The sequence below is a fragment of the Streptomyces sp. RLA131 genome, assembly GCF_056270125.1.
The window spans coordinates 1-24,741 of record NZ_JBWDOQ010000001.1; the positions used below are offsets into that span (position 1 = coordinate 1).

25 protein-coding genes are annotated in these 24,741 nt (G+C 71.1%); 18 read left to right on the forward strand and 7 right to left on the reverse strand.

Annotation, left to right across the window (positions count from 1 at the left end; all coding sequences use genetic code 11):
- Positions 1 to 88 precede the first annotated feature (88 nt).
- The 6 genes from RWE79_RS00005 (at position 89) to RWE79_RS00030 (ending at position 6,175) form a co-directional block, all read left to right on the forward strand.
- Positions 89 to 460 (forward strand): TadE/TadG family type IV pilus assembly protein, encoded by a 372-nt coding sequence (locus RWE79_RS00005; protein ID WP_475938044.1) that lies wholly within the window; start codon positions 89 to 91, stop codon positions 458 to 460.
- A 59-nt stretch (positions 461 to 519) separates the two neighbouring features.
- Positions 520 to 912 carry a TadE/TadG family type IV pilus assembly protein gene (locus tag RWE79_RS00010; protein ID WP_475938045.1) on the forward strand — a complete coding sequence of 131 codons (393 nt, stop codon included), beginning with the start codon at positions 520 to 522 and terminating at the stop codon, positions 910 to 912.
- Positions 909 to 1,370: a TadE/TadG family type IV pilus assembly protein gene (locus RWE79_RS00015; protein WP_475937921.1), complete on the forward strand. Its 462-nt coding sequence runs from the start codon at positions 909 to 911 to the stop codon at positions 1,368 to 1,370. Before RWE79_RS00010 ends, RWE79_RS00015 begins: the two co-directional genes overlap by 4 nt.
- An 8-nt stretch (positions 1,371 to 1,378) precedes the next feature.
- Positions 1,379 to 2,122, forward strand: coding sequence for a hypothetical protein (locus RWE79_RS00020; RefSeq protein WP_475937922.1), 744 nt, complete (start codon positions 1,379 to 1,381; stop codon positions 2,120 to 2,122).
- Positions 2,123 to 2,672: 550 nt separating this feature from the next.
- Positions 2,673 to 4,868 carry an AfsR/SARP family transcriptional regulator gene (locus tag RWE79_RS00025; protein WP_475937923.1) on the forward strand — a complete coding sequence of 732 codons (2,196 nt, stop codon included), beginning with the start codon at positions 2,673 to 2,675 and terminating at the stop codon, positions 4,866 to 4,868.
- Positions 4,869 to 4,885: 17 nt separating this feature from the next.
- Positions 4,886 to 6,175, forward strand: coding sequence for a hypothetical protein (locus RWE79_RS00030; RefSeq protein ID WP_475937924.1), 1,290 nt, complete (start codon positions 4,886 to 4,888; stop codon positions 6,173 to 6,175).
- Between the two features lie 388 nt (positions 6,176 to 6,563).
- Here RWE79_RS00030 and RWE79_RS00035 read toward each other — a convergent pair whose 3' ends face one another.
- Positions 6,564 to 6,971, reverse strand: a complete 408-nt coding sequence (locus tag RWE79_RS00035; protein ID WP_475937925.1) for a hypothetical protein — start codon at positions 6,969 to 6,971, stop codon at positions 6,564 to 6,566.
- 270 nt (positions 6,972 to 7,241) lie between these two features.
- On the opposite strand from RWE79_RS00035, the gene RWE79_RS00040 reads away from it, so the two are divergent.
- Both RWE79_RS00040 and RWE79_RS00045 read left to right on the forward strand, forming a co-directional pair.
- Complete coding sequence (locus tag RWE79_RS00040; RefSeq protein WP_475937926.1) at positions 7,242 to 7,709, forward strand: hypothetical protein; 468 nt, start codon at positions 7,242 to 7,244, stop codon at positions 7,707 to 7,709.
- 390 nt (positions 7,710 to 8,099) lie between these two features.
- Positions 8,100 to 8,891 carry a replication-relaxation family protein gene (locus RWE79_RS00045; protein WP_475938046.1) on the forward strand — a complete coding sequence of 264 codons (792 nt, stop codon included), beginning with the start codon at positions 8,100 to 8,102 and terminating at the stop codon, positions 8,889 to 8,891.
- A gap of 280 nt (positions 8,892 to 9,171) precedes the next feature.
- On the opposite strand, the gene RWE79_RS00050 is transcribed toward RWE79_RS00045, so the two are convergent.
- On the reverse strand, positions 9,172 to 9,612 hold the full coding sequence (locus RWE79_RS00050; RefSeq protein ID WP_475937927.1) for a hypothetical protein: 441 nt from the start codon (positions 9,610 to 9,612) through the stop codon (positions 9,172 to 9,174).
- 196 nt (positions 9,613 to 9,808) lie between these two features.
- Here RWE79_RS00050 and RWE79_RS00055 point away from each other — a divergent pair, with 196 nt between their 5' ends.
- Together RWE79_RS00055 and RWE79_RS00060 are read left to right on the forward strand one after the other, a co-directional pair.
- Positions 9,809 to 11,107: a hypothetical protein gene (locus tag RWE79_RS00055; RefSeq protein ID WP_475937928.1), complete on the forward strand. Its 1,299-nt coding sequence runs from the start codon at positions 9,809 to 9,811 to the stop codon at positions 11,105 to 11,107.
- Positions 11,108 to 11,117: 10 nt separating this feature from the next.
- A complete protein-coding gene (locus RWE79_RS00060; protein WP_475937929.1) occupies positions 11,118 to 11,690 on the forward strand; it encodes a GNAT family N-acetyltransferase in 573 nt (190 codons plus the stop codon).
- Here RWE79_RS00060 and RWE79_RS00065 read toward each other — a convergent pair.
- A complete protein-coding gene (locus RWE79_RS00065) occupies positions 11,624 to 12,424 on the reverse strand; it encodes a hypothetical protein (protein WP_475937930.1) in 801 nt (266 codons plus the stop codon). The genes RWE79_RS00060 and RWE79_RS00065 overlap by 67 nt on opposite strands.
- A gap of 710 nt (positions 12,425 to 13,134) precedes the next feature.
- Between RWE79_RS00065 and RWE79_RS00070 the strand changes: the two genes are divergently transcribed.
- The gene (locus tag RWE79_RS00070; protein WP_475937931.1) at positions 13,135 to 13,437 is read left to right on the forward strand and encodes a hypothetical protein; all 303 of its coding nucleotides are present in this window, start codon (positions 13,135 to 13,137) and stop codon (positions 13,435 to 13,437) included.
- A gap of 18 nt (positions 13,438 to 13,455) precedes the next feature.
- Here RWE79_RS00070 and RWE79_RS00075 read toward each other — a convergent pair whose 3' ends face one another.
- On the reverse strand, positions 13,456 to 14,781 hold the full coding sequence (locus tag RWE79_RS00075) for a hypothetical protein (RefSeq protein WP_475937932.1): 1,326 nt from the start codon (positions 14,779 to 14,781) through the stop codon (positions 13,456 to 13,458).
- Between the two features lie 181 nt (positions 14,782 to 14,962).
- Here RWE79_RS00075 and RWE79_RS00080 point away from each other — a divergent pair, with 181 nt between their 5' ends.
- The 3 genes from RWE79_RS00080 to RWE79_RS00090 all read left to right on the forward strand — a co-directional run bounded on the left by RWE79_RS00080 (position 14,963) and on the right by RWE79_RS00090 (position 17,293).
- Positions 14,963 to 15,091, forward strand: a complete 129-nt coding sequence (locus RWE79_RS00080) for a hypothetical protein (RefSeq protein WP_475937933.1) — start codon at positions 14,963 to 14,965, stop codon at positions 15,089 to 15,091.
- 18 nt (positions 15,092 to 15,109) lie between these two features.
- Entirely contained in the window at positions 15,110 to 16,282 is a 1,173-nt protein-coding gene (locus tag RWE79_RS00085; protein ID WP_475937934.1) for a cupin domain-containing protein, read from the forward strand.
- A 210-nt stretch (positions 16,283 to 16,492) separates the two neighbouring features.
- Positions 16,493 to 17,293 (forward strand): hypothetical protein, encoded by an 801-nt coding sequence (locus RWE79_RS00090; RefSeq protein WP_475937935.1) that lies wholly within the window; start codon positions 16,493 to 16,495, stop codon positions 17,291 to 17,293.
- Positions 17,294 to 17,529: 236 nt separating this feature from the next.
- On the opposite strand, the gene ku is transcribed toward RWE79_RS00090, so the two are convergent.
- Positions 17,530 to 18,408: a non-homologous end joining protein Ku gene (gene ku / locus RWE79_RS00095; protein WP_475937936.1), complete on the reverse strand. Its 879-nt coding sequence runs from the start codon at positions 18,406 to 18,408 to the stop codon at positions 17,530 to 17,532.
- Between the two features lie 389 nt (positions 18,409 to 18,797).
- Here ku and RWE79_RS00100 point away from each other — a divergent pair, with 389 nt between their 5' ends.
- Positions 18,798 to 19,490: a hypothetical protein gene (locus RWE79_RS00100; protein WP_475937937.1), complete on the forward strand. Its 693-nt coding sequence runs from the start codon at positions 18,798 to 18,800 to the stop codon at positions 19,488 to 19,490.
- Here the strand turns inward: RWE79_RS00100 and RWE79_RS00105 are convergent.
- On the reverse strand, positions 19,487 to 19,948 hold the full coding sequence (locus RWE79_RS00105) for a hypothetical protein (RefSeq protein WP_475937938.1): 462 nt from the start codon (positions 19,946 to 19,948) through the stop codon (positions 19,487 to 19,489). The two genes, RWE79_RS00100 and RWE79_RS00105, sit on opposite strands and share 4 nt — an antisense overlap.
- A gap of 1,125 nt (positions 19,949 to 21,073) precedes the next feature.
- On the opposite strand from RWE79_RS00105, the gene RWE79_RS00110 reads away from it, so the two are divergent.
- From RWE79_RS00110 to RWE79_RS00120, 3 genes are all read left to right on the forward strand, one after another.
- Positions 21,074 to 22,741: a helicase associated domain-containing protein gene (locus RWE79_RS00110; protein ID WP_475937939.1), complete on the forward strand. Its 1,668-nt coding sequence runs from the start codon at positions 21,074 to 21,076 to the stop codon at positions 22,739 to 22,741.
- Positions 22,741 to 23,133 (forward strand): hypothetical protein, encoded by a 393-nt coding sequence (locus tag RWE79_RS00115; RefSeq protein WP_475937940.1) that lies wholly within the window; start codon positions 22,741 to 22,743, stop codon positions 23,131 to 23,133. The genes RWE79_RS00110 and RWE79_RS00115 overlap by 1 nt, the downstream gene beginning before the upstream one ends.
- A gap of 105 nt (positions 23,134 to 23,238) precedes the next feature.
- Complete coding sequence (locus RWE79_RS00120) at positions 23,239 to 23,979, forward strand: hypothetical protein (protein ID WP_475937941.1); 741 nt, start codon at positions 23,239 to 23,241, stop codon at positions 23,977 to 23,979.
- Here the strand turns inward: RWE79_RS00120 and RWE79_RS00125 are convergent.
- On the reverse strand, positions 23,976 to 24,668 hold the full coding sequence (locus RWE79_RS00125) for a hypothetical protein (protein ID WP_475937937.1): 693 nt from the start codon (positions 24,666 to 24,668) through the stop codon (positions 23,976 to 23,978). The two genes, RWE79_RS00120 and RWE79_RS00125, sit on opposite strands and share 4 nt — an antisense overlap.
- Positions 24,669 to 24,741: the final 73 nt, after the last annotated feature.

Sequence of the window (24,741 nt, forward strand, 5' to 3'; positions counted from 1 at the left end):
ACGCCATACGGCACAGGCAGCAAATGCAAGGAGGGCAGTGAGGTGAGAACGCGGGCGCGAAAATCGCCGACGGGCGGTCGCCGGCCGACTGCGCGGCGACCGCGGCTTCGGCAGTGTCGAGCTCGCGGTCCTGGCCGTCGTGGTGCTGGCGCTCGTCTTCACCATCATCCAGGTCGGCCTGTACTACCACGCGCGTAAGGTCGCCCAGTCCGCCGCGCGCCAAGGAGTCGACGCCGGCCGCGCCTTCGGCGCGAGCCCGAGCGACGGCGTCGCCCAGGCCGAGGACTTCCTCGCCCGGTTCGGCAACAGCGTGCGCGGCGCACACGTCTCCTCCGCAGGCAGCGACGCCCAGCAGATCCACATCACCGTCACGGGCCACGTCGCGACCCTCGTGCCGGGCCTGGAACTCGACGTCACCCAGTTCGCCGACGCCCCCGTCGAACGGTTCACCAACCCATAACCCGCCCCCACATCCCCAACCTGACGGGCGCGCTCCGCCGCGACCGGGGCAGCTACGCGCTGGAGACCGCGGTCCTGGCCCCCGTCCTGATCGCCCTGCTGGGCCTGATGGTCGCCTTCGGCCGCGTCACCGACGCCGACGGCGCCGTGGACGCGGCAGCCCACGCGGCCGCGCGCGCAGCGTCCCTGGAACGCGACGCCTCCAGCGCGCAGTCCGAGGCGCAGGCCGCCGCCACCAGCAGCCTGGAGGGCGACGGCATCACCTGCCAGACCTCCAGCGTCGTCGTGGACACCGCCGGCTACGCGCTCGACGTCGGCCAGGACGCCACCGTGACGGTGACGATCGCGTGCACCGCGCGCCTCGACGACATCGGCCTGCCCGGCCTGCCCGGCTCCAAGACGCTCACCGCATCGTGGACCAGCCCCATCGACACCTACCGGGGGCGGCAATGACCCACCGGGTTCTGGCATACGTGAACCGGCGCCGTACGGCGCTCAGCGGCCAACAGCGCGACCGGGGCTCGATGTCGCTGTTCTTCGCCATCTCAGCGCTCGCGATCCTCATGGTCATGGGCCTGATCGTGGACGGCGGTGGCGCTCTCAACGCAGGCAACAGGGCCACCTCCCTCGCCCAGGAAGCCGCCCGCACGGCCGGCCAGCAGATCGACCCGGCACAGGCCATCGAGGGCACCGCGATCACGATCGACCCCGAGGCGGCCCGCGCTGCCGCCCAGCGCTACCTCGCCGCAGCGAACGTCCAGGGCGATGTACAGATCACCGACGGCGGGCAGACCCTCACGGTGACCGTCCACGACACCTACAGCACCTACTTCGCGACGCTGGTCGGCAGGTCCACGATCCACGTGACCGGCACCGCGAAAGCCCATCTGCAGACCCAAGCTGGAGGCTGAGCCGCACCATGGCCCACCGCACCCCCGGACCCCTGCGCGCCCTCGGCGTCCTGCTGCGCGCCCTGACCGGCCTCGCTCTCCTCATAGCTCTGGTCGGTGGCGTTCCTTTCGCGCTGCTGGTGGTCGGGCACCAGCCGACCGAGCTGTCCGGCGGCTTCGACCTGCTGATGCGCCCGGACGACGGCACCGTCTTCCTGGTCGTCCTCACGCTCATCGGCTGGGCCGGGTGGGCCGCGTTCACCTTCTCCGTCCTGGTGGAGATCGTGGCCGTGCTGCGCCGCCGCTCCGCACCTCACATCAGGGGCCTGGGCGGACTGCAGTCCCTCGCCAGCTTCCTCATCGGCGGGATCCTGCTGCTCGCGCCGACCGCCGCCTCGGCCGCCACCAGCACACCGGCGGTCGCGGTGACCGCGACAGCCCGTCGCCGATGCCACCCCCAGCGCTTCGGCATCCACAGGCACAGACGAGGCCGCCTGGCCCCAGCACACGGTCACCTCGCCGACCGAGTCCCCGTGGGACCTGGCGGAGGAGTACCTCGGCAACGGGCAGCGGTGGAAGGACATCGCCGCCCTCAACCCCGGCATTCCCGAACTCGCCGCCGGCGACGCATACCTGCCGCAGGGCGCGGTCATCAACCTGCCCGCCGACGCCCGGACCGCGTCGCCGGCCACCGAGGCCGCCACCGAGACCCACGCGGCAGCCACCGCCACGCCCAAGGACCAGAGCTCCGACCAAGAGCACGCGGGCGCTGACGGCACCGAGAAGACGTCGGCCACGAAGGACACCACGGATCGGCCGCATACCGTCACGGTCCACACCGGCGACAGCCTCTGGAAGATCGCCGACACCTACGGAGACCCCACCGACTGGCCCGCCATCTACAAGGAAAACAAGGGCGAGACACAGCCCGGCGGCGGCATCTTCGACGACCCGGACCTGATCTTCCCCGGCCAGAAACTCGACCTGCCCCAGGAAAAGACCAAGGCCAGCGACCGCACAGAAGCACCGGCCGACAACGGCACAGACGCCTCGGCGCCGCCCGCCGACCAGACGCCGGATGAGAACCCGGACACCGCCACCCCGGACAACAGCGAGGGCCAGGACGACGGGCAGCAGCCCGCATCCCCGAAGGCCTCGACCCCGGCGCCGTCCGCGAGCCGCACGCCCGAGGCCTCGCCCGTCCCCAGCCGCACCCCCGAGGCCGCCGCCACCCCCGCCCCCTCCCAAAGCCCCGCCCGCCAGGACACCGGCCAGGGCCATGTGGCGGAGGAGGACCGGGCCCTCGCGCCCGCCGCTGTGTGGATGGGCGCAGGCGTCCTCGCCGCCGCACTGATGGGCACCCTGGCCACCCGCCGCGTCCTGCAGCAGCGCCGCCGCCGACCCGGCCGCCGGATCCCCATGCCCAAGGGCAGCGCGGCCGCCACCGAGCAGAGCCTGCGCGCCGCCCAGCACCCCACCGGCTTCGACCTGCTGAACACCGCACTGCGCACCCTCGCGCTCAACCTTGCCGCCAACCGCGAACTGCCCGTCCTCGAGGCGGTCGTCCTCCACGACGCCCGCGTCGACCTCCACCTCGCCAACGACACCCCCGCGTGCGCGCCCTTCACCGCAGCGGCCGGACGGCACGACATGTGGACCTGCGCGGCCAGCAACCCCGACCTGGCCGCCCCCGAAAACCTGCAGGCCGCAGAAGCCCCGTACCCGGCGCTGGTCTCCCTCGGCTGGGATCCCCAAGGCCACCTGGTCCTGGTCGACCTGGAGCACGTCGGCATCCTGAACCTGGCCGGCGACGAAGACCTCGCCCGGCACGTCCTGCAAGCCATCGCCGTGGAGCTCGCCACCACCAGCCTGCCGGGCCACCTCGAAGTCACCGCCCTCGGCAACACCACCCCCGGCCTGGACACCGCCGCCCCCGAACGCGTCGCGCGTACCGAGGACCTGGCCGGCGCCACCGCTGAACTCGCCGCGCACTCCGCCGACCAGCGACGCACCCTGGCCGCTCTGGGAGCCGACTCACTGCGCGCGGCCCGGCTGCGCGACGACGCTGGCGGCGCCTGGACCCCCCACATCATCCTCGCCCAGACCCTGCCCGACGCCGCCGCTCACCACGATGCCGTCACCGCGCTCTTCGACACGCTCGCCGACCGGCCCCGGACCGCCAGCGCGGTCATCACCGCTGCCCCCGCCTCGGTCCCGCTGCCCGCCGACGCCTGGACGCTGACCTGCCATGGCCCGGGCGACGCGGTCGTCCTGCCGGGATCCGGGCTGCCGGTCCATCTGCAAGGCCTCAGCGACAACCACTTCGCCGACGCCATCGAACTGCTGGCCCTCGCCGACAGCGACACCGACATCCCGGCCCCCGACTGGACCCGCGCCCAAGACGACCCCGACGACGACGGCCTGCCGGCCGAGTACGCCGACATCGAAGAAGAGCTCGACACCGAGACAGCCGAATGGACGCAGACCGGGACGCCCGCACCGACGATGCCAGAGGAGAACGGGGAGACGCCGGGGGCCGGGATGTCGCTCGCTGACGTCCTGGCCGAAGACGACGACACTGACGCCAGCCGCACGAACGGTACAGCCCCAACCACAGCAGGCCCGGCCGATGTCGCCCTCGTCCTCGGCCCGCAGCCTTGCGTCACCCCGGCCAAGGCCCTCCACGTCACCATCACCGACCAGGCGACCCAGACCAAGGCCCCGAGACCTGAGCCCGCAACGGCCACGCCAGCAGCAGCCCCGGGGCCGGTCGTACTGCTCCTGGGCTCCGTCGGCGTCGAAGGCGCCACCGGACGCGTCGACTCCAACCGCAAGCGCACCGGCACCGAACTCGCCGCCTACCTGGCGCTCCACCCCGGCGTCGACCACCACGCCATCGATGAGGCCCTGTGGCCCGGCCAGATCGTCAACAAGACGATGCGCAACGCCGTCATCTCCCGCCTGCGTTCCTGGCTGGGCACCGACCCGGACGGCAACGCCCACTTCCCCCGCGTCCAGGACGTGACCGACCACCGATACCGCTTCGGCCCCCACGTCACCTGCGACTGGACCCAGTTCCAACAGCACGCCCGAAAAGGCCTCAACGACCCCACCGAGGACGGCGACCTCGCCCTGCGCCAGGCCCTCGCCCTGGTCCGCGGCCGGCCCTTCGCCGCCATCGACCCCCAGCGCTACGCCTGGGCCGAGCCCGCCATCCAGGAGATGGCCTCCGCGATCGTGGACGTCGCATACGACCTCTCCACCCGATGCCGCGACGCCGGCGACATCCCCGGCGCCCTGTGGGCCGCCAGCCAGGGCCTGCTCGCCGCTGAGGAGAACGAACTCCTGCACCGCGCGCTGTTCCTCGCCCACCACGCAGCTGGTGATGTCCCCGCTCTGCGCGCCGCCGCCGCAAAACTCGCCCGCATCAACGAACACCTCGGAGGCGGCGTTGATATGGAGGCCGAGACCGCCGAGCTCCTCCGAAATCTGCTGCCGCGCACCGTCACGGCCCGCTGAAGCCGGAGGGGAAACGGATGCACAGAGCCCGCGAGAAGAAAAGCAAGCGCGACGTCTTCGCCCGTCAGATCGGCCAGCAGCCGGAACCGTTGACGCGGCCGTTGTGCTGCTGGAAGTGCGAGAGCGCAGCCGTCGCGGTGAACGGCTACTCGCGCTTGGGCACCGCCGTGCCAGCCCACTTCCGCCTCGCCCCGAAAACCGAGCACGAAGGCACGTGCCCCCTCAACCCCACCTCGGTCATCAACGGCATCGCCCACGGCTCCCACGGCCTGGCCCAGGTCGACGACGGCGGAATCCTGCGGCTGACCCTCCCCGAGGACCTCACCACCGCCCCGCCGGCCCCGCCCCCCGGTGACGCCGACCCGGCCGACGTCATCCAGCGCACCACCACGACCGTACGGCCGCTGCTGCCGCCGGCCATCAACAGCGCCGCGAAGATCGCCCGGTTCCTGCAGCTCCACGACTTCGACCCGGACATCGTGCGTCGCTTCAAAGTCCAGCCCCAGCACCACAGAAGCATCCCGTGGGGTCAGTTCTGCTTCGGCCCCACCCACCAGTCGTACGCCGAGCTGTACGAGCTGCGGCGCACCCAGAAGACCAGCACCCACCCGATCGCGGTCTACGGCACCGTCCAACGCATCGGCCAGGAGGGCGACAGCGGCCGCCCCTACGCCACGCTCGCCAGCAACGTGCCCTCCGGTGACCAGCGCGTCCACGTCGTACTGCGATCCCAGTACGACACCCTCATCAAGCCGCTCGCCGTCGGCACGCACGTCCTGGCCGTCGGGGACTGGGGCATCTTCGACCGCGGCCGTATTCCACAGCTGCGGCTCTTCGCTGAGGAGCACTGGCAAATCGCTCACTGGACCACCGACAACGCTGGCCACCCCACCGAACCGGCCTGCCCGTCGCCGGTCACCTCCCACCAGCGGGTCACCGCCCGCTCCGATGCCCGCAACCGCCGGATCAAGGCCCAGCAGCCCCCCGCAACCCAGCCGCCGGCCCCGTCAGCCGCCCGCACCGAGACGGATGCCGTGACGGCTGTCCGCCCCGAGGCCGCCCAGGCGCCGGAGTCGCCCGCAGCTCCACCCGCAACCGCGCCGCCCGAGGAACGGCCGCCACCTTCAAGCAACCCGGCGACAGACGCCATGACGGAAGCGACCGCGCCCGAGCAACCTGGGCCGGAGAACCCTGTCCTCCCTCCGCCAGCGCCCACCGTTCCGCCGCGGCCAGCGCAACCGCCCCGGACCCCGGCACCGCCCCTACGTCCAAGAGGCCGCCGCCGTTGGTTCGGTCGGCGCAGGTAGCAGCCGTGGGCCGCTGTCCGACGCCTCCGGATGGGGTTGCTTTCATAGGGGGCTGGACCGTTGGCTGCAAGGTTGGCTGGACAGGCGCATCGAGGGTTGCACCGAGGGTTGCAGCACCACCTTCGGCGGATCGAATGGATCCCCTGGTCAGCCCCGGTGGGCAAGCCTATTTGGCTCGCCGACACCTCTTTCTCCGCGGTAGCCGGAGGAAGAGGCTTGATCTCCCAACCGTGCGTGATCGCCCACAAGGCCCCCGGAAGTGCGGTGCGGTACGCATTGCCTGGTGCGCACCGCCCGCCGTGGTGCGCGCACCCGCGCATGCGCACCACCGCACCGGCCGGGCCGGGATGCGCACCACCGCACCGCACCGGCGGGGATGCGCACCGCACTACACGGCGGTGAGGCGCACCGAGTGCGCACCGGTTGTCGGTGCGGGGTGCGCGTCGAGGGCCTGGCCCACGGCGAGGGCCTCCAGCTGCTTCAGGATGTCGGCGACGTCTTCGTGGTCCTCGGTGAGGATCTGCGCGGCGAAGGCGATGATGGCGTGGGCGATCCCGTCTGCCGTTGCTGGGCACACCTGCTCCCAGGTGCGCAGGGTGTCCAGGAAGACGCGTCCGAGTGCGACGATCCGTTCGGCGACGTCCACGAGCAGCGCGGCCATCTGCCGCTGGGTGCCAGCGAACTCGGCGGCGGCTTCGATGTCGCCGGCCTCCACCGCCCGGAGGTAGTTGAAGACGCTGATCGCCGCGTCCGGGTCCATCGGGGTGAGCGGCGAAGCGGTGGTGGTCTTGGGCATGTCGGCTCCTCACGTACGGGCCGCCGCGCTGATCACGACGACCTCAAGATCGAGTCTCGGAGCGCGGGCCTGTGGACAGAGACCGCGCACCGACGGTGACCTGCCACCCCCTTGTCCTGCCCCCGCCCCGGCCCGCATTCCTCCTGGACCACCTTCGCTACGTGCGACATAACGGCCATTCCGCAGGGGAGAGATCACCCTCCGGCGCACGCAGGGTGAGCCGGTGAAAAGCCGCTGCCGATCCGGGAGCGGGACTGCGACACTGCGCGGATGACCACCCAGCAGCTGCCGTTCCCGGTACCGGACCAGCGAGCCCACAACTTCGTCTCTTCGTACGCGGACATGCACCAGCTCGTTGAGGACCTGGTCGTGCCCGACGGGGTGCCCGAGGCCGCGGCGACGGTGCTGCGCACGGCCCGCGAGCTGCTGCGCCACTCCTACTACTGCTACGAGTTCTCCACCGTGGCGGTCATGCACTCCCTGATCGGGGTGGAGATCGTGCTGCGCGACCGCATCCCGGGTGCGGGCAAGAAGCCGCTGCAGAAGCTCATCGGGCAGGGCGCCGCCGCAGGGATCCTGACGGCCAGGCAGGCCGAATACCTCGACTACGGCCGGCAGATCCGCAATGGCATGGCTCACGGCAAGACCACGCACGCGGCGATGCCTCCCGCCATGGCGGTCCCGATGGTGAACACCTCGTTCACGATCGTCACCGAACTGTGCGCCGCGCCCGCCTGATGATCACGGATCGGTAACGTCCAACGGCCGTTCGTCACACGAGGCAGCTCCAGCACACCTCTACCAATGATCGCGGGATTCTGCCCGGAGTCCCGCGCCACTTGCGTGAGGAGCATCACCATGACGCACACCAGCCGTGCCTGGCAGTCCGCCGACGGGGCCGGGGAGACCTGGATAAGGGGTGCCGGGGATCTTTCAGGCGGCCGGATATCTGGTGCCGTATCCAGTGCCGTGAACGATTCGACGACTCTGAGCATCATCGCAGGCCACACCCCTGGTCCATGTGGTCCCGGCGACGCTGACACCTCTCTCCCTGTCCCTGCTGAGTCAGCGACGGGCGAGAGGTCTTCCACTCCCACGGCTCCGAAGGTACGGGCTGACGCGTTGCGGATGCTGGGGTGTGTGCGGATAGCCACGGTTCGGCAGATGGCTCAGGTGATCACGTCGGAGGATGCGGACGGGCGGTCGTACGTGCGCAGGGCGATGCGGAAGCTGGAATCGCAGGGGCTGGCGGAGACGAACGGCAAGGACGGCAAGCACCCGATCTGGAACCTGACCCCGGCGGGGCAGAAGGCTCTGGCCGACGGCAACGAGCTGCCGCCGCGACCGAAGGCCGGCACCGGAGCGAAGGCGGTGAAGGCCGGGTTCGGTCCGCACGGCGTCGCGGTGACGGACACGATCCTCGCCTACGGCGGCCGCGAGTATCTGACCGACTGGCAGGTTGAGGTCAACCACGCCATCAAGGAGACCGGCCTGAGCTTCAACGCCGACGCGGTCCTCGCACGGCCGACCACCACCAGCGAGGTCCAGATCTTCGAGATCGACAACGGAACGATGTCCCGGGCCCGGCTCGCCAAGGAGGTCTGGGACTACGAGCGCTACGCCGGGCACCGGGTCTGGGAGGGAGCGCGCGGCACCATCGGGGGCACGTTCCCGTTCTGGTCGCGCTACCGCTACACCCGCAGCGAGCGCTTCCCCACACTGCACGTCGTCCTGGCGGGTAAGCCCGAGCACCTGCTGCAGCGGCGCCTGGACGCGCTCGCGGAAGCCGTCCGCGGCATCACCGTCGCGGTCCTGGTCGTCACGCTGCCCGGCCTCCAGCGCGGCGAGTCCTGGCAGGAGATCGGCGTGGACGACCCGCGCCGTCGGCGCGAGCGCTACCCCGAACCGTCCAGCCGCTGATCTCCGCGCGGGAGCCGGGCAAGCCCCGCCGCGCCAGCTACAGGGAGAAGCCCACGGCGGTGCTGGCGCAGAGGGGCGGGCTCTAGCGATCCCCGCAACACCCTTGGAGTTCAGGGAGTTGTTCGTAGTCGCGGGGCTGGAGCGCATCGCCCTCCAGAGCGAACACGGCTGTGGCCAGCGTGTCGGCCCCCGGTCCAGGGGCAGTTCCGCGTCGATCAGGCCCTCCAGGTCGTACAGGACATGGTTCATGAGGCGGCCGCCCACTCGTGTTCCGCGCCGGTCAGGTTGCGCAGGTGTGCGGCGAGCCGGTCCGTACGGACCAGCCGAGGGGAGTGACGCGGCGGGCTGATCCAGTGCGCGGACGCGGTGCCGTGCTCGGTGTCGGGGAACAGCAGCTGATTGCCCCTGGAGAGCACGCGCACGCCGGGAAGGCCGGCGGCGCGGTGCCGGTGCCGGGCGGCACCAGGACGTAGAGCACGTCACGGATGCGGTCGGCGAGCACCGGGTGACCGCTGGCGGTGCCCAGATGCATGGCGGCCAGCGCGTCCAGGCCGACCGAGATCGGGGTGATGGCCACCGCGTCCCACGTCCAACCGCACGCTCTCCAGCCGGTGCGGTCCCGGCTCGAAGCCCACAGCGCGCGGCGCCGGTCGGTGGGCTGCGCGAGGCGGTGCCAGGTGGGAGCGGCGGGCCTCCCGGCCGAGGCGGGGCCTGTCGCCATGGCGGTCTCCCTGATCAGTGGTCACGTCACTGTTCAGGCAAGCAACAGAGCGTCGGCGGGTGCGACGCCAGGCCGATGTAAGAACGATGCAAGTCGGCCCCGGCGGGGTGAACCGTGGCCGATGCCGGGCAGAACAACGGGTGGGAGCGGTACGGTCGCCGCACCCGTCCAATCGCGGATGCAGTCCGGAGCTGGCATGGCTGACCGCCCTCGTTCCTCCAACGCCCCGCTACGCGCTGTGCGCGAGGGCGAGTTCCAGATGTCCCGCCAGGAGTTCGCCAAGCTCATCGTCACCACCGGCGAAGAGATGGGCGAGGCAGTCGGCTGCACCGCACGCCTGGTCGCGGCCTGGGAGGACGGCGAGGTCCAGCTTCCCCGCGCGGTGTACCGGCGCATCCTCACCCGGCTGACGGGGCGCCCGCTGCGCGACCTCGGCTTCCGCCTCGACACGCCAGCACTGCCCCCGGCGCCGGCCACCACAGCGCAGGACGACGCGGTGGACCGCCGTGCCTTCCTGGCCGACGGTGCCAGCGTCGCGCTGGCACTCCTGTCCCTCGGAGCCGCCTCCGACACGGTCCCCGGCAGGATCGGGGCCGGTGAGATCCGCGCCGTCGACTGCGCCGTCACCACGATCTACGCCCACGACCACAACCACGGCTCCGCCGCGCTGCGCCGGGACGCCTCCCGGGCCCTGCACACCGCCTACCAGTGGCTGCAGGAAGGCACCTACACCGACCGGAACGGGAAGTGGCTGCGTTCAGCGACCGGGCATCTGTCGATCGCCGCCGGGTGGCTGTCGTACGACTCCGGCCGGGCCGCCGACGCCCGCTCGCTGTACGGCGAGGCCCTGGCCGCAGCCAGAATCGCGGAGGATCCCGGCCTGGAGGGGCACGCCTTCGGCTGCCTGTCGCTGCTGGCCAAGGCATCCGGCCGCCCCCGTGAGGCGATCTCCGCCGCCCAAGGCGCTCAGGCCGTCGTGCGCACCTACGGCTCGCCCCGGATGCTGGCCCTGTTCGCGCTGCGCGAGGCCGGCGGATGGGCACTCCTAGGCGACGTCAGCGCCACCGACAAGGCGATCGTGCGAGCCCACCACCTCTACGCCAAGGGCCCCGCCGACGCCGATCCGGCGTGGCTGGAGTTCTTCACGCCCGCCGAACTCGCCGGGCTCGAAGCCCTCGCACGCGCCGATCTCCAGCAGCACGAACGTGCCGCCGCCGGAGCCGAACAGGCCGTTCTCCTTCATGGCGATGACTTCGCGCGCAACCGCGCCCTGTACACCGCCGACATCGCCATCCAGCATGCAGTCAGGGACCGGCCGGAGCCGGAAGCCGCGGCCGAAGCCGCCGGACGCGTCCTGGCCTACCTGCCCGAGGTGCGCTCCGACCGCCTGCTGCAGCAGCTGCACAACGTCGGCAGCGCGCTCCAGCGGCACGCCGCCGTCCCGGCGGTCGCCGACTGGCTGGAGGAGTACCGCACCACTGCCAGCGTCATCTGAGGAGGAGACGGTGACCACCCCGCGCACCCGCACCGACGTGGTGATCCGCACCTACGGCCCGGGCCAGGTCCCGCCGCTACTGGACGTTGTCGCCGACATCTGGGCCGACGCCCACCCCGAACTGGTCGACAACCCCGGCGCCGAGACCGCCGGCCTGTCCGTGCCCGCGCTCCACCGCCAGATCACCGGACACCTCAAGCACTCCGGCTTCGCCCTGGACGTCGCGTACGCGGGCGGCACCCCGGTGGGCTTCGGCTACGCCTTCCCCTGCACCGCCGACTACTGGTTCGGCCCCGGCCTGGTCGACCAGGTCCCCGAAGGCGCCCGCACCCAACGACTGATGGGACTGTGCGAGCTCGCCGTCCGGCCACCCTGGCAGTCCCGGGGCATCGGCTCGCGACTGCACGCCGAACTCCTCAAGGCCATCGCCCCGCAGTGGGCCTCGCTACTCGCACTGCCCTCCAACCAGCGCGGCCAGGACCTCTACGCCCGGCTCGGCTACCAATACGCCGGCCCCTACAGCAACGAACCCGGCGGCCCCGAGTACGACCTGCTGCTCCTGCACGTCGAAGACGCGTCCTGAACCGGCGTACTCGCCGGGAGTCGGGCGGGACCGGAGCTGACAGCGCTGACCTGGGGCTCGCGGTGGATACTGGCCCCGTCAGCCGTACGCTGCGGCCCGGCCATCGGCCCGCTCGATGGCCTCCTGGCTAACCGGCTGACTGTGTCCTCGCCCAGGTGCTCCACCAGCCGTTCCTCCAGGCGGTCGGCGAGCTGCTCCGCCATCTCTTCGAAGAGCAGGTCGGACTCGCCGGCCATTTTCAGCAGCAGGCCAGCCACGATCGCCTCACCCGCGGTGAGCACGGCCAGCGGCGCGTCGGTGGCAGTGAGCAGCGCTTCCAGTTCTTCCAGGCATCCGCGCTGCTCCGCGCCGAGTTCCTCTCGCAGCGCACCGGCCAGTTGTCGGCGGCCCCACGCCGATGGCGCGCGACCGCCCGCTTCCTCGAGGCTGAAGCCGTGCTCGCCGGGATGGCCGCGTGGCAAGTCGCACAGCTCATCGTCGTCGGTGCTCTTGGTATCGCAGTCGTCCAGATGCTTCAGCTCACGCAGCCCCGGCGCCCACCTCAGCCACCAGTTCGCGTCCTCCCTGCCGCAGGATTGGCCGATGGCTACATGCGGGCCGCGATGGCACTCCTGGAGCTCACAGGCGACGTCCTCCTCGACTTCAAGGGCTGCCTGCGGCAGCGCCGTCAGCTGTTCGTGCTCGTCTGCGGTCAGGGCGAGCTGTGCACCGCACCGGGGATAGAGATTCGTCATGCCCGGCACGTTAGGGACAGGCTCCGACACCGGATGGGCTGAATGGCCCACCCGGGTCACCTGCAAGAGTGCCCGCTGTCCCCTGTATGGCGGCGTCGACCCATGGCCAACCTGCCACCGGGACGTCGTCTTTTAGACGGTCGGCGCGCTCTTTGCTGGGGGATCGGTGTGGTGGCGCAGTCGTGGCCACAGCGGGTTGTGGGCGAGTTCCTCCAGCAGGATCGCGGCGACGGCCGGATCAACGATGCGCAGCCGGGAGCTCTCCTTGTCAGGTCGGGGACGACGTACTCGGCCAGCACCTGGCCGTGGACGCCGGGCAGTCCCGGTTCGCAGCACACCCGCCACACGAGGTTGAGAGCGGCAGTATCAGTCAGCGCCCTCGCCCAGGTGCGGAGCATCTCCTCCGTCCAGATCGCACCGCCGTACCCGGGGTGCTGCCACACCACGTCTGCGGGCAGCCGGGGCGGCATCTGTGGCGCGCTGGGCTCGGGTAAGTGCCCGTATGCGGCCAGCACGGTGCGCATGGCGTTCTCGTAGGAGTCGACCTCGGTGTCGATCGTGAACTTCAACGTCCCTCCCCGGACAGGCTCCCGGGAGGCTACCCGGCGACACGGCGGCTGTCCGGCCGTCGCGGCCGAACTGGTCGCTTCCGACGTCGCGGCGGGGGTGTCGGTCGGACGCTGTCATGGCACGTACGTACGATCGCGGGTATGCCAGACACTGACGACGCCCCCGCCTTCCCCTGGTCACCTGAACTGCTCCAGGCCCAGGTCGACTATTTCGCTGGGTTCGTCGAGCTGGAGGCGCTGGAGCGGCCGACGTTCGTGGACGACTACCCGCCGGGCGTGCTGGCCAAGGAGCAGGAGCTGCGGGCCAAGGTGATCGCGGCTTCGGAGCGGATCCATGCGGACCCGTTCTGGAAGGACCACACCGGCACCGATCGCCTGGCGGCGGAGATGGCGCTGAAGAAGGCCGCGAAGAAGCAACTCGGTGCGGCGGCTGATCGAGCGTGAGCTCGCCGGCGTCACTGCTCAGGCGGCGAGGGCGTTGCGGAGGGCTTGCACGGCGGGCTCGCGGTGGTGCTGGGCGGGGATGGACTGGTAGAGGTCGGTGGCCCGGGCGCGGATGAGCCCGGTGCGGTAGCCGGCCGGGAGCATGGTGAGGGCGGCGGTGGCCTGGCGGCAGGCTTGTTCGGTGTCGCCGTCGTGGTGGGTGCAGGCTGCGGCGTCGATGGTCAGCAGGGTGCGGGTCATGCTGCTGGTCGGCGCGGACAGCGCGAGCGCCCGGTCCTGGCTCTCCCTGGCCCGCCGGGTGTCGCCCAGCGCGGTGAGCGCGTGGCTGAGGTGGACGTGGTGTTTCTGTTCGCAGTGCCCGAACCAGGTGTCGGCCCGCTGCTCACCGGCCAGCTGCTCCATGAGCCGGTCCGCGTCGGCGAGCGCCTCGCGGGCCTGGTCCTCCTGGTGGGCGAGGGCGTAGGCGCGGGCGGCGACGGCGGCCGCCAGGGTCGCGGCTGCGGTGGGTGCGGTGCCGGCGGTGCGGCGGGCCTGTTCGGCGAGGTGGGCGGCGGCTTTGGGGGAGCCGTAGTTCAGCCCGACCATGGCTTCGCGGGCTGTCACCCAGGCGTGCAGCTGGCGGTCGCCGGATTCGCCGGCGGCGTGGGCGGCGGTGGCGAACCACGCGCGGGCCTCCCGCCGACTCCCGAGGTCATGAAGCACGATCGCGGTCATGCCCGCCATCTGCCCGGCGGTCCGGCACAGCCTGGCCCGTACCGCGACCGGCTGCGGGACAGCGAGCAGCGGGGGAATGTCGGCGAAGTCGGTGACGAGGTCGGCCAGCACCGCCGTGGGGGCCTGGCCGTGGTAACCGTAGCCGTAGTGTTCGGCGGCGGCTTCCAGGTCGGACAGGTCGGCCGGATCGGCGGCGAGCGTGTGGTCGAAGGTGCTGCGGGAGGCGGTCAGGGCGGCGATCGCCGGAGCAGTAAGTCCAGCGGCCAGAACGCCGCGCAGCAGCTCACGGCGCTTCATGGGGTCATCTCCATCTGGGGGCTCCGGACTGGGGGCGATGGCGGCGGTGTCTTCCCAGGGTCGCGCAGCAAGCCCCAGGAGGGCACCGGGAATCCGAAGACCATCCGAGATCCGCTCCACCGTGTCGAACCCGGTCACCGCAGCGTCCCCACGGGCCACTTTGCTGACCCGCTCGCTCTTCATCCCGCAGGCCTCCGCGATGCGGTTGAAGCTGACTGCCTGGTTGGCCATGGCGAAGACGACACCGAAGTCCCGGGCCTGGAGGGCTCGCAGGAACGCCGGGTCGGATAACAGCCGGCGGGGCAGCTGAGCTGGTGACGACGGTAAGTCCACGGTGTCCCCCGACTCCCACGGCACGTGACGACTCGTCACCTATGACGATACCCACCGTGGGGGCCCCTTCGTGGGGTTATCGCCCGCTGTCCCGCTCGCTTCACTGACGGGTGTCCGATCCATTCCCGGGCCGCGCCGGGACCCCTACTCCAGCGCGGCCCACCTCTCGAAGGAGGACACGATGTCGACACCCACCCCGCCCCCGGCAAGGGGCCTGCTGCGGTCCCGGCGCCTGATCACCACCGCCCGCGGCCGCAACACGCTGCTGGGCGACGGCGGCGGCACCGGCAAGGGCGACGGCAACGACTAGTCGGAGCCGAAGCCAGCGATGACGAACATGTCGATCGCGGAGCGCCTGGGCGAGGACTTCCTCGCCCAGGCGCTGCACCGCGACTACCGCCACATCCCCGAAGCCGTCGATGTCGCCGGGCTGATGACCTGGGACGACCTGGACCGCATCCTGACCCAGCACCGCCTGGAGCCGCCCCGGCTGCGGCTGGCCCGCGACGGCAAGACGCTGCCGCTGTCGGACTACGCCACGCCCGTGGCAACCCGCCGCCACACCGTGTGGCACCGCCTCCAGCCCGCCGGCCTCCACCCACTGCTCGCAGACGGAGCCTCCCTCGCCCTCGATGGCGCCGACCAACTCCACCGGCCCCTGGCCCGGCTCGCCGAAGACCTCGAGCGCACCTTCCGTACACACGTCCGCGCGAACCTCTACGCCTCCTGGACCGCCACTCAGGGCTTCGGCACCCACTGGGACGATCACGCGGTCCTGGTCCTCCAGCTGGACGGCGCCAAACGCTGGCGGCTGTTCGGCCCCACCCGACCGGCCCCGCTGTTCCGCGACACCGAGCTCCCGCCCGAACCGCCGGCGGAACCGCTCGCCGACCTGGTGCTGCACCCGGGAGACCTGCTCTACGTACCGCGCGGCTGGTGGCACTCGGTCGCCGCCGACCAGGGCGGCCCCAGCCTGCACGTCACGTTCGGGTTCGAGCCCCACACCCCGGTCACCCTGCTCGACTGGCTCGCCGAACAGCTCACCGGGCACGAGGAATTCCGCGCCGACCTGCCCCTGCTCGACAACCCCGACGTCCAGGCCGCGACCGTACGCGGGCTGCGCAAGCTGCTCCTGGCGGAGCTGGACGACCCGCAGCTGCTGGCCCGGTACGCCGCCGCGATGGACGGCCGCTCCGTGGGGCGGCTGGCCCCGAGCCTGCCGTACGTCGGCGGCGTCCCCGCCGACCCGGGCCTGCGGGTCCGGCTGACCACCGCCCGCGCCGTCCTCACCACCACCGACGACACTGTGGTGCTCGCTGCTGCCGGCAGCGAATACGAGTTCGCCCCAGCCGCGGAGCCGGTGCTGCGGCCGCTGGTCGACGGCCTGGTCCTCACCCTGGCCGACCTCGCGACCGCCGCCGGCCTGCCCGTCGACGACGTCGCCGCCCTGATCGGCGAGCTGGTCGTCGGCCAGGCAGCCGTCGTCGGCAACCTGCCGTAGCCAAGCCCGGTGACAGCGGCCACCACTGCCGTCACCGGGCCCGGCCCGGCCGCGGCTGTGCCCGGGGAGGCCGGAAATAGCCGGACCTGCGCCCTGGTCCGGCAGACTGGCCACAGGTCGCCAGACGGCCGTGCAGCCCCCTCGGACCCCGACCGATCACGGGAGACCCCGGTGTACTCGCCCCCCTCGAACCCGGCCGATGAGCAGCGGATGCGTACGCAAGCCGAGCGCGCCGCGCAGGCCCTGAAGGTGACCCTTGGCGGCGGGGAGCCGTTCTGGGGCTGGGACGGCCGCACCCTCGGACGCTCCGGCACTACCGCGACCGGACAGCGGGTGTGGCTGCGGCTCGCAGCCGCTCCGGTGGCCAAGGCCTGCGGCAAGCTGTGGGACGGCGCGGAGGCCGCGCAGCAGGCGTTCGGCGACCTGGACGGATACCGGCCCGCGCTCCTGGCCATCCACGACGCGGAGCACGACGGCACCGCCTACCGGACGGAGCTCAGCGAGCACCTGGACCAGCCGGTCATCTCCGCCGACGCGATCCTGCGCCACCCGCTGGAGCTGCCCGCCGACTGGTGGCCGGCCATCGACGGCGCGCTGGAGAAGGTGGCGGCCGCCGTCACCGACCGCGTCGCGGTCCGCCAGGCCTACATCGACCGCGCCGTCCCGCAGTACCTCGGCATCCTGGCTCCGCCGGTCACCCGCTGGGCGACCGTCCACGGCGACCTGCACTGGGCGAACATCGCCGCCCCCGAACTGCGGCTGCTGGACTGGGAGGCATGGGGGCAAGGTCCGTGGGGATACGACCAGGCCACGCTCTACGCCTACAGCCTCCTGCGGCCCGACGTCGCCGCCCGGGTCCGCGACGCCTTCCCCTTCCTGGGCACCCCGCAGGCGTACGCGGCCGAAGCCGTCGTCTGCGCCGAACTGCTCCAGACCGTCTCCCGGGGGACGAATCTCGACCTCGCCGGACCTCTGCGGACGTGGGCCGACCAACTGCGCGACCGCGGCTGACCAAGCCGACGACGGGTCCTGAACTGCTGGGATTCCTCATCTGGCCCCGGGATAAGGCGCCGAGTTGGGGCCTTGATCAGATGGTGCCCGGCTCATCCGGAATCACATGGGTTCATTTCGCCATTTCGGTGGCAAGCTATGGGCCCGGCCCCGGCCCCTTCTGTCTCCCCCAGGCGAAGATCCGGTGGCTCCGCCCCGCCCCGGCATCAAGGGGGCGGGGCTCTCTTGCGCTCGGCTCAGCCAGCGGAGCGGTTGCCCGGTGCCTTCTTCGACTTCGCCCCGGCCCTCTTCCCCTGCGCCTTCTTCTTCGCGGCCGGGCTGGAGCGGTGGGATTCCGCGGCCTGGATGCTCTGCTCCAGGGCGGCCATCAGGTCCACCAGCCCGTCGTCGACGGGCAGGGTGTCGGGGGCGTGCGGTGGTTCCAGGCCCTCCAGGCGGGCGGTCACGACCTGCTCCAGGGCGTGCCGGTAGACGTCGCGCTGGTCTTCCAGCTGGAAGTCCTCGCTGACCACGGTCATCAGTGAGCGGGCCATCTGCAGCTCCTGGCGGCGCGGCTGCGCAGCCGGCGGCACCGCGACGTCGTCGGCGCCGCGCAGCTCATCGGGCCATAGCAGGGTCTGCATCGCGATCGTCTCGTTCTTCACCCGCAGGACGGCCAGCGATTCGCGCGTGCGCAGGGCGACGCGGACGACGGCCACCAGGCCGCTCTCGCGCATGGCCTCGCGCAGCAGCGCGTACGGTCGCGCGGCGGTCGGGTCGGCGATTCCGAGGTAGTACGGCTTGTTCAGCAGCAGCGGGTCGATGAAGTCGTCGGGCACGAAGGCCAGGACGTCGATCGCCTTCGGCGAGCTCGGCAGCGGCAGGTCCGCGAGGTCGTCGTCGGAGAGCACGACGACCCGGCCGTCGTCGGACTCCCAACCGCGCGCGACTTCCTCGTACGGGACATCCTCGATGCCCTCGCGCTCGCAGTAGCGGTGCAGCCGTACCCGGCCGCCTCCGCACCTGGTGTGGACCTGGTGGAGCGGGACGGAGTGCTGGGCGGTCGCGGCGTGCACGGTCACCGGGATCGTCACCAGGCCCCAGGAGATCGCCAACTTCGAGATGGTCTGCGGCATGATCCCATCGCACTCCCGACCAGCGGTGATCGCACCTCGGGGACCGCCGACGTCCAACCGTCGCTCGCTGAGCGAGTCGCCGGGACTGAAGATCCTCGTACCGCATCTCACCACCCCGCAGTAGCGAGCACCGTCGATGAAGCAGGCCCGTTCACGCCCGGGGGAGGGCGGGGAACCGGTCGTAGGCGGGATCGCCGGGAAAGGCGATCGATCCATGCTGCCCCTGCGGCTGTGGGCGTCAATCCCGCGGGGACCGGTCGGCGGGTGCGTGGTTGCCTGAAGGGCGCGGGGGTGCGTGCTGGTGTGCGCCCTGGTGGGATCCGGCGCAGGGGCGGGATACTGGAGATGGCCGGGCAGGGGTCGTTCACAGCCTGCGCAGGGGGTGACGGATGAGGACCAGGGACGTACGGGTGGGTGCCACGTACATCGTCAACGTGCCGCAGCGCATCCCATCCGCGGTGCGCGACCGGGTGCCGCGTACCCCCGAGGCGTTCGCTGCGGACATGCGGCTGCACCTGCACCGGGGCGGGCGCTTCGACCTGACCGTCACCGACGTGGACCTTCAGGCGCGCACGGTCGACGGGATCGAGTCGGTGACCACCAGCAAGGTCGGATTCCCGCTCACCGAGGGACAGGTGCAGGCGCTGGGGCTGTCGGAGGGCGTCTACCGCATCGAGGGCCTGGTCTACGGCCCGGACGACCGACTGGTGGAGCTGCCCACCACCCTCGCGTACACCGGGCTGCCGATGCGGTGGCTGGACCCGCTGGACACCCCCACTGTCCTCAGCGACCTGTCCGCCGCGTACTACCGCTGGCGGGTCCGCAAGGACGCCACCGGCCTTCAGCTGGAGCTCATCGCCCACGAGGCGGGGGAGATGCTGGAGAGGCAGCGCGAGGTGGCCGCCCGCGCCCTGGACAACTACGACGCCGAAAGCCACCTGCGTGAGGTGGAAGTCCAGGTGGCTGAGTGGCGACGCATCGAGCTGGTGATGCGCGTGAGCGGAGCTGGCCGCTACCGGCCCGAGGATGATCCGGACGTGGGCGAGGACGATCTCAAAGACCCCTTCACCCGGGACACCTAATCGAGATGGTGGACGGCGATGCGGGCGCCGACGAACCGTCCGGCAGCGGCGGCCTCGCGCATGAGGCGGGTCTTGGCGCGCTGGTCGGTGGCGGGGATCCCGGCGAGTCCGATCTTCCCCACGTACATCACGCTCCAGCCGTACTGGGCAACCCCGGCGATCCACTGGGGCGGGGGAGCGATCGTGCCGGTGTAGAAGAGCGTCCCGTCGGGTTCCATGACGGTCAGCTGCGAGACGCCCTCCCCGTGGGCGGGGGTGGGTAGGTGGCCAGGGCCACCGGTCCGCTTGGGCGGGTGCCTGGCGCATCCGGCCGACGGGGGAGAAGCCGTCGGCAAGGACGCGGGCGAGGACGTCCAGGAGTCGGAGCTCGTCCCGGCGCGGAGGAAGACGGGTGCTTCGGGTTCGGCGATGAGGGTGGGCAGGACGGAGCGGCCGTGTTCGACGGTGGCGGCGGTCATCCGCATCGCTGTATGCCATCGTCCGGCGCGGCCGACGGGACGGGAGAGCTGGCTTCGGGATCTCCACGACGGCGGCGGCGGCAGCGGGCGTGCGCGTACCGCACGTGCGCGACGCCCGCCGATCCGTACGACGACGTTGGCCGCTCGGCAGGGTCGATCTTCTTCTCGCAGGCCAGGCAGATCGCGCTGCGTTGGAGGGTGACGGCCTCGGCCTGGGCGACGCCCGGTCCGGCCCCAGGACGGTACGCACGTCGGCGCTCATACGGATGTCGGTCATCATCGCCCCCGCAGTGCCGCTGCAGGTATCCAGCACAGCTCTTGTCTGGCGCACGCCGGACAGGGCACTTGGCGGCTTCGACCACCACCTGGCTCACGCCACCATGCGAGCTGGCCGCCGCTGCCAACCCAGTGTGGTTCCTGCCGTAGTCCAGACGGAAAGCGATCCGGGCCCCAGCTTGTCCGGCAGCATTTCGATGAGCATGGCCGCAACTTGCTGGAGGCCGAACTGTCTCCGCCTGCGCCTCTCACCACAAAAGCCTGCGGGTCGGTTAGACGGGGCCGATTTCTCCGCCAGAACGGGCGTGCCCATCTCCGTGCCAGCCGCCGCCTGTTCCGCTTCTTCAGAAAGCTATCGTCGGCATCAATACTGCTGCTCCTCCTCTAGCTGAGGGCTTGTCCCGCATGGCGCCTGATCAAAAATTACAGGGAACGCACCCTGGGGCTGCACCCCGGCAGCTGATCGAGGTTTTCGTGTGGCCAGGTCATGTCTCGTGCTCGTCGGTGAGGTGCCTTAGCCTGGGGAGACACTGAGCAGCTCCAGTGCTGCGCGCCTCGTCCACTGTTTTCCCGGTTAGGCCGCGCGCCCACCGTCCTGCGGACCGTGAGGCCCTGGTCTCGTCACGCAGTATGTAGGCCGCTACTACGGCCACCGATTTCCAACGAGGTGCCAGATGAATGGCCAGTAGACGGCGGAGGCTGAGGGCTTCACTTTCACGGGCCGGTCCAGTTGCTGTCGTTCTGGCACAGCGTCCAGTGCTGCCGTCCTGGAGCGGGCCGCGGTTCTCGGCCAGGCTCCGTTTTTTTGTTTTTCGCGCCCTGCCGGCTCCGCCCGGCCCCGCGGGTTTGGTGGAGCTCGCCGACCCGCTGGTCACTCCGGAGCGGCTGATGGGTGAGGAGCGGCGGCGGGAGGAGGTGCGGGGGCAGCGGCTCGGGGCGTTGCATGCGGCGCTGCTGCGGACCATGGCGGATCACGACCTGAACACGTGCATCACCTTCCACCACCGGACGATAGAGGCCCAGGCGTATGCGGAGGGGCTGGGGCGCGTCGCTGCGAAGCTGCACGCGGACCAGCCGGAGAAGTACCCGGCGACGATCTGGGCGGACTGGCTGTGCGGCGAGCACGCGCCCGAGCGCCGGCGGGAAGTCCTGGGCAGCTTCGGCACCACGGCCAGGCGCGCGGTGCTCTCGAACTGCCGCGTGTTGGGGGAGGGTGTGGACATCCGGGCGGTGGACTCGGTGGCCCTCCTGGATCCCAAGGGGGCACCGCACGACATCGTGCAGGCGATCGGCCGGGCTCTGCGGCAAAAGCCCGGAGAAGGAAAACTGGCGTCCCTGGTCGTGCCGGTTTTTCTCCAGCCGGGAGAAGAGCCCGAGGATATGTTCACCTCCGGTTCGTACCGGCCTTTGGTGAAGGTTCTTGAAGGTCTTCGGGCTCACGATGAAGAGGCCGTGGAATTGCTCGCCATTCCGCAGGAACCGCAGAAGGACGTCGCGCAGCCGTCCATGAATATCGGCACGAAGCCGGAAGAGGGCGAGGAAGAATCCCGCCTGCTGCTGCGTTTTGCGGCCCCGCGTGATCCGGTGATGGTCGCAGAGTGGGTGTCCTTCAACGTGATCGACACTGAGCGGCAAGATTGGGGTCGCGGCTGGGCGGCACTCAAGCGGTTCACCGAACGTGAGGCTCACGCCCGGGTTCCGTACGACCACAAGGAGGGCGCCTACCCCCTCGGGCAGTGGGTCGCAGAGCAGCGAAGGGCGTACGGGGCCGGGCAGATGACCGGCAAGCGCGCACAGCGGCTGGAAAAGCTCGGCATGGTCTGGAGCCTGGCCGATGAGCGGTTCCAGGAGAACCTCGCGGCAGCCCGGGTGTACTACGAGCAGCACTGGACGCTGTGCGCTCCCCGGGCGGCAACAGCGCTGGACCGGCCCGTGGGGCAGTGGCTGTCCAACCTCCGCCGTCCCGGCGCACTGGCCGATCGCCCGGAGTGGGAAGCCTCGTTGAAGGAGATCGATCCGGACTGGGACCCGGCGTGGCCGGCGGAATGGCAGCGGCACTACGCGGCCCTGCGGGAGCTGCTGCGTGACGAGGACCAGGAGCAGCAGACGGAGGTCCTGCCGGGGATCACGGTCCACGGGATGGACGTCGGACGGTGGCTCCAGAAGCAGCGCAAGCACGACGTCTGGCCGGGGCTGATGGACGGGCAGCGCGAGCGCCTGGAGCAGCTCGGTGTCGCGCCGCTCCCCCCGGAGCAGGAAGCACCCGCGAAGCCGTCCAAGGCCGCCTCTGGGGCCTTCGAGCGGGGCCTTGAGGCCCTGGCGCAGTACAAGGCCCGCACGGGCTCTGTGGGGCCCGTCAGCCGCTCCCACGTCGAAGTTTTGCCAGATGGGACCGGGATCAAGCTCGGAGTGTTCCTGTCGAACACGAAGTCGAGGCGCACCAAGCTCGCCGGGGACAAGCTCCAGCAGCTGGCGGCCCTCGGGCTGGCGTGGGCGGCGGAGGAAGGGGCAGCGTGATGACCGGTGACAGCTCTGAAGAGCAGCGGGTGCAGGCGGCCGTACAGCGGCACCGCTTGGAGATGGACGCGTTCTGGGCGGAGAAAGCCATCTCGGCCGTCCTGGCCGACCCGCAGGTACAGCGTGTGAGGGCGCAGGTCCTGGAGGCGGAGACACAGTTCGGCCTGGAACTGCGCGCCTGCCTCCAGCCCTTCCAGGACCGCTACGACCAGGCGGTGCGCGACGGCAACACGGCCGTGCTCATCGGGATCTGCCCGGGCAAGCACGGCCGTTGGGGACGGATCTGCGTCCTGGACGAAGGCCACGCGGCCGCGATAGAGGAACCACACTGGGGGCACAACAGCGACGGCCAGCCCATCGCATGGGTGGGAAGCGCTCCGGATGACTGGTAGCACCGGAGTGATCGCGGTGGTCAAAACCGCCAAGTGCCCTGTCCGGCGTGCGCCGATCGGCTGTGCTGGATACCTGCACAGCAGCACTGCCGCAGGGGAGCGATGATGACCGACATCCGTATGAGCGCCGACGTGCGTACCGTCCTGGGGCCGGACGGCGTCGCCCAGGCCGGGGCCGTCACCCTCAACAACGCGATCTGCCTGGCCTGCGAGAAGAAGATCGACCCTGCCGAGCCGGCCAACGTCGTCGTACGGATCGGCGGGCACGTCGCGCACGTGCGGTACGCGCACGCCCGCTGCCACGCCTCCGCCGTCGTGGAGATCCCCGAAGCCGGCTCTCCCGTCCCGTCGGCCGCGCCGGACGATGGCATGGCGATGCGGATGACCGCCGCCACCGTCGAACACGGCCGCTCCGTCCTGCCCACCCTCATCGCCGAACCCGAAGCACCCGTCTTCCTCCGCGCCGGGACAGGCTCCGAGCTCCTGGACGTCCTCGCTTCCCGCGTCCTTGCCCGCGGCTTCTCCCCCGTCGGCCGGATGCGCCAGGCACCCGCCCAAGCGGACCGGTGGCTGGCCACCTACACCACCCCCGCCCACGGGGAGGGCGTCTCGCAGCTGACCGTCATGGAACCCGACGGGACGCTCTTCTACACCGGCACGATCGCTCCCCCGCCCCAGTGGATCGCCGGGGTTGCCCAGTACGGCTGGAGCGTGATGTACGTGGGGAAGATCGGACTCGCCGGGATCCCCGCCACCGACCAGCGCGCCAAGACCCGCCTCATGCGCGAGGCCGCCGCTGCCGGACGGTTCGTCGGCGCCCGCATCGCCGTCCACCATCTCGATTAGGTGTCCCGGGTGAAGGGGTCTTTGAGATCGTCCTCGCCCACGTCCGGATCATCCTCGGGCCGGTAGCGGCCAGCTCCGCTCACGCGCATCACCAGCTCGATGCGTCGCCACTCAGCCACCTGGACTTCCACCTCACGCAGGTGGCTTTCGGCGTCGTAGTTGTCCAGGGCGCGGGCGGCCACCTCGCGCTGCCTCTCCAGCATCTCCCCCGCCTCGTGGGCGATGAGCTCCAGCTGAAGGCCGGTGGCGTCCTTGCGGACCCGCCAGCGGTAGTACGCGGCGGACAGGTCGCTGAGGACAGTGGGGGTGTCCAGCGGGTCCAGCCACCGCATCGGCAGCCCGGTGTACGCGAGGGTGGTGGGCAGCTCCACCAGTCGGTCGTCCGGGCCGTAGACCAGGCCCTCGATGCGGTAGACGCCCTCCGACAGCCCCAGCGCCTGCACCTGTCCCTCGGTGAGCGGGAATCCGACCTTGCTGGTGGTCACCGACTCGATCCCGTCGACCGTGCGCGCCTGAAGGTCCACGTCGGTGACGGTCAGGTCGAAGCGCCCGCCCCGGTGCAGGTGCAGCCGCATGTCCGCAGCGAACGCCTCGGGGGTACGCGGCACCCGGTCGCGCACCGCGGATGGGATGCGCTGCGGCACGTTGACGATGTACGTGGCACCCACCCGTACGTCCCTGGTCCTCATCCGTCACCCCCTGCGCAGGCTGTGAACGACCCCTGCCCGGCCATCTCCAGTATCCCGCCCCTGCGCCGGATCC

Bases quoted from the DNA above. Each gene is read 5' to 3' on its own strand.
- RWE79_RS00015 (WP_475937921.1), top strand. From the start codon at position 909: ATGACCCACCGGGTTCTGGCATACGTGAACCGGCGCCGTACGGCGCTC.
- RWE79_RS00020 (WP_475937922.1), top strand. From the start codon at position 1,379: ATGGCCCACCGCACCCCCGGACCCCTGCGCGCCCTCGGCGTCCTGCTG.
- RWE79_RS00025 (WP_475937923.1), top strand. From the start codon at position 2,673: ATGGGCGCAGGCGTCCTCGCCGCCGCACTGATGGGCACCCTGGCCACC.
- RWE79_RS00030 (WP_475937924.1), top strand. From the start codon at position 4,886: ATGCACAGAGCCCGCGAGAAGAAAAGCAAGCGCGACGTCTTCGCCCGT.
- RWE79_RS00035 (WP_475937925.1), bottom strand. From the start codon at position 6,971: ATGCCCAAGACCACCACCGCTTCGCCGCTCACCCCGATGGACCCGGAC.
- RWE79_RS00040 (WP_475937926.1), top strand. From the start codon at position 7,242: ATGACCACCCAGCAGCTGCCGTTCCCGGTACCGGACCAGCGAGCCCAC.
- RWE79_RS00045 (WP_475938046.1), top strand. From the start codon at position 8,100: ATGCTGGGGTGTGTGCGGATAGCCACGGTTCGGCAGATGGCTCAGGTG.
- RWE79_RS00050 (WP_475937927.1), bottom strand. From the start codon at position 9,612: ATGGCGACAGGCCCCGCCTCGGCCGGGAGGCCCGCCGCTCCCACCTGG.
- RWE79_RS00055 (WP_475937928.1), top strand. From the start codon at position 9,809: ATGGCTGACCGCCCTCGTTCCTCCAACGCCCCGCTACGCGCTGTGCGC.
- RWE79_RS00065 (WP_475937930.1), bottom strand. From the start codon at position 12,424: ATGACGAATCTCTATCCCCGGTGCGGTGCACAGCTCGCCCTGACCGCA.
- RWE79_RS00070 (WP_475937931.1), top strand. From the start codon at position 13,135: ATGCCAGACACTGACGACGCCCCCGCCTTCCCCTGGTCACCTGAACTG.
- RWE79_RS00080 (WP_475937933.1), top strand. From the start codon at position 14,963: ATGTCGACACCCACCCCGCCCCCGGCAAGGGGCCTGCTGCGGTCCCGG.
- RWE79_RS00085 (WP_475937934.1), top strand. From the start codon at position 15,110: ATGACGAACATGTCGATCGCGGAGCGCCTGGGCGAGGACTTCCTCGCC.
- RWE79_RS00090 (WP_475937935.1), top strand. From the start codon at position 16,493: ATGCGTACGCAAGCCGAGCGCGCCGCGCAGGCCCTGAAGGTGACCCTT.
- ku (WP_475937936.1), bottom strand. From the start codon at position 18,408: ATGCCGCAGACCATCTCGAAGTTGGCGATCTCCTGGGGCCTGGTGACG.
- RWE79_RS00100 (WP_475937937.1), top strand. From the start codon at position 18,798: ATGAGGACCAGGGACGTACGGGTGGGTGCCACGTACATCGTCAACGTG.
- RWE79_RS00105 (WP_475937938.1), bottom strand. From the start codon at position 19,948: ATGACCGCCGCCACCGTCGAACACGGCCGCTCCGTCCTGCCCACCCTC.
- RWE79_RS00115 (WP_475937940.1), top strand. From the start codon at position 22,741: ATGACCGGTGACAGCTCTGAAGAGCAGCGGGTGCAGGCGGCCGTACAG.
- RWE79_RS00120 (WP_475937941.1), top strand. From the start codon at position 23,239: ATGACCGACATCCGTATGAGCGCCGACGTGCGTACCGTCCTGGGGCCG.
- RWE79_RS00125 (WP_475937937.1), bottom strand. From the start codon at position 24,668: ATGAGGACCAGGGACGTACGGGTGGGTGCCACGTACATCGTCAACGTG.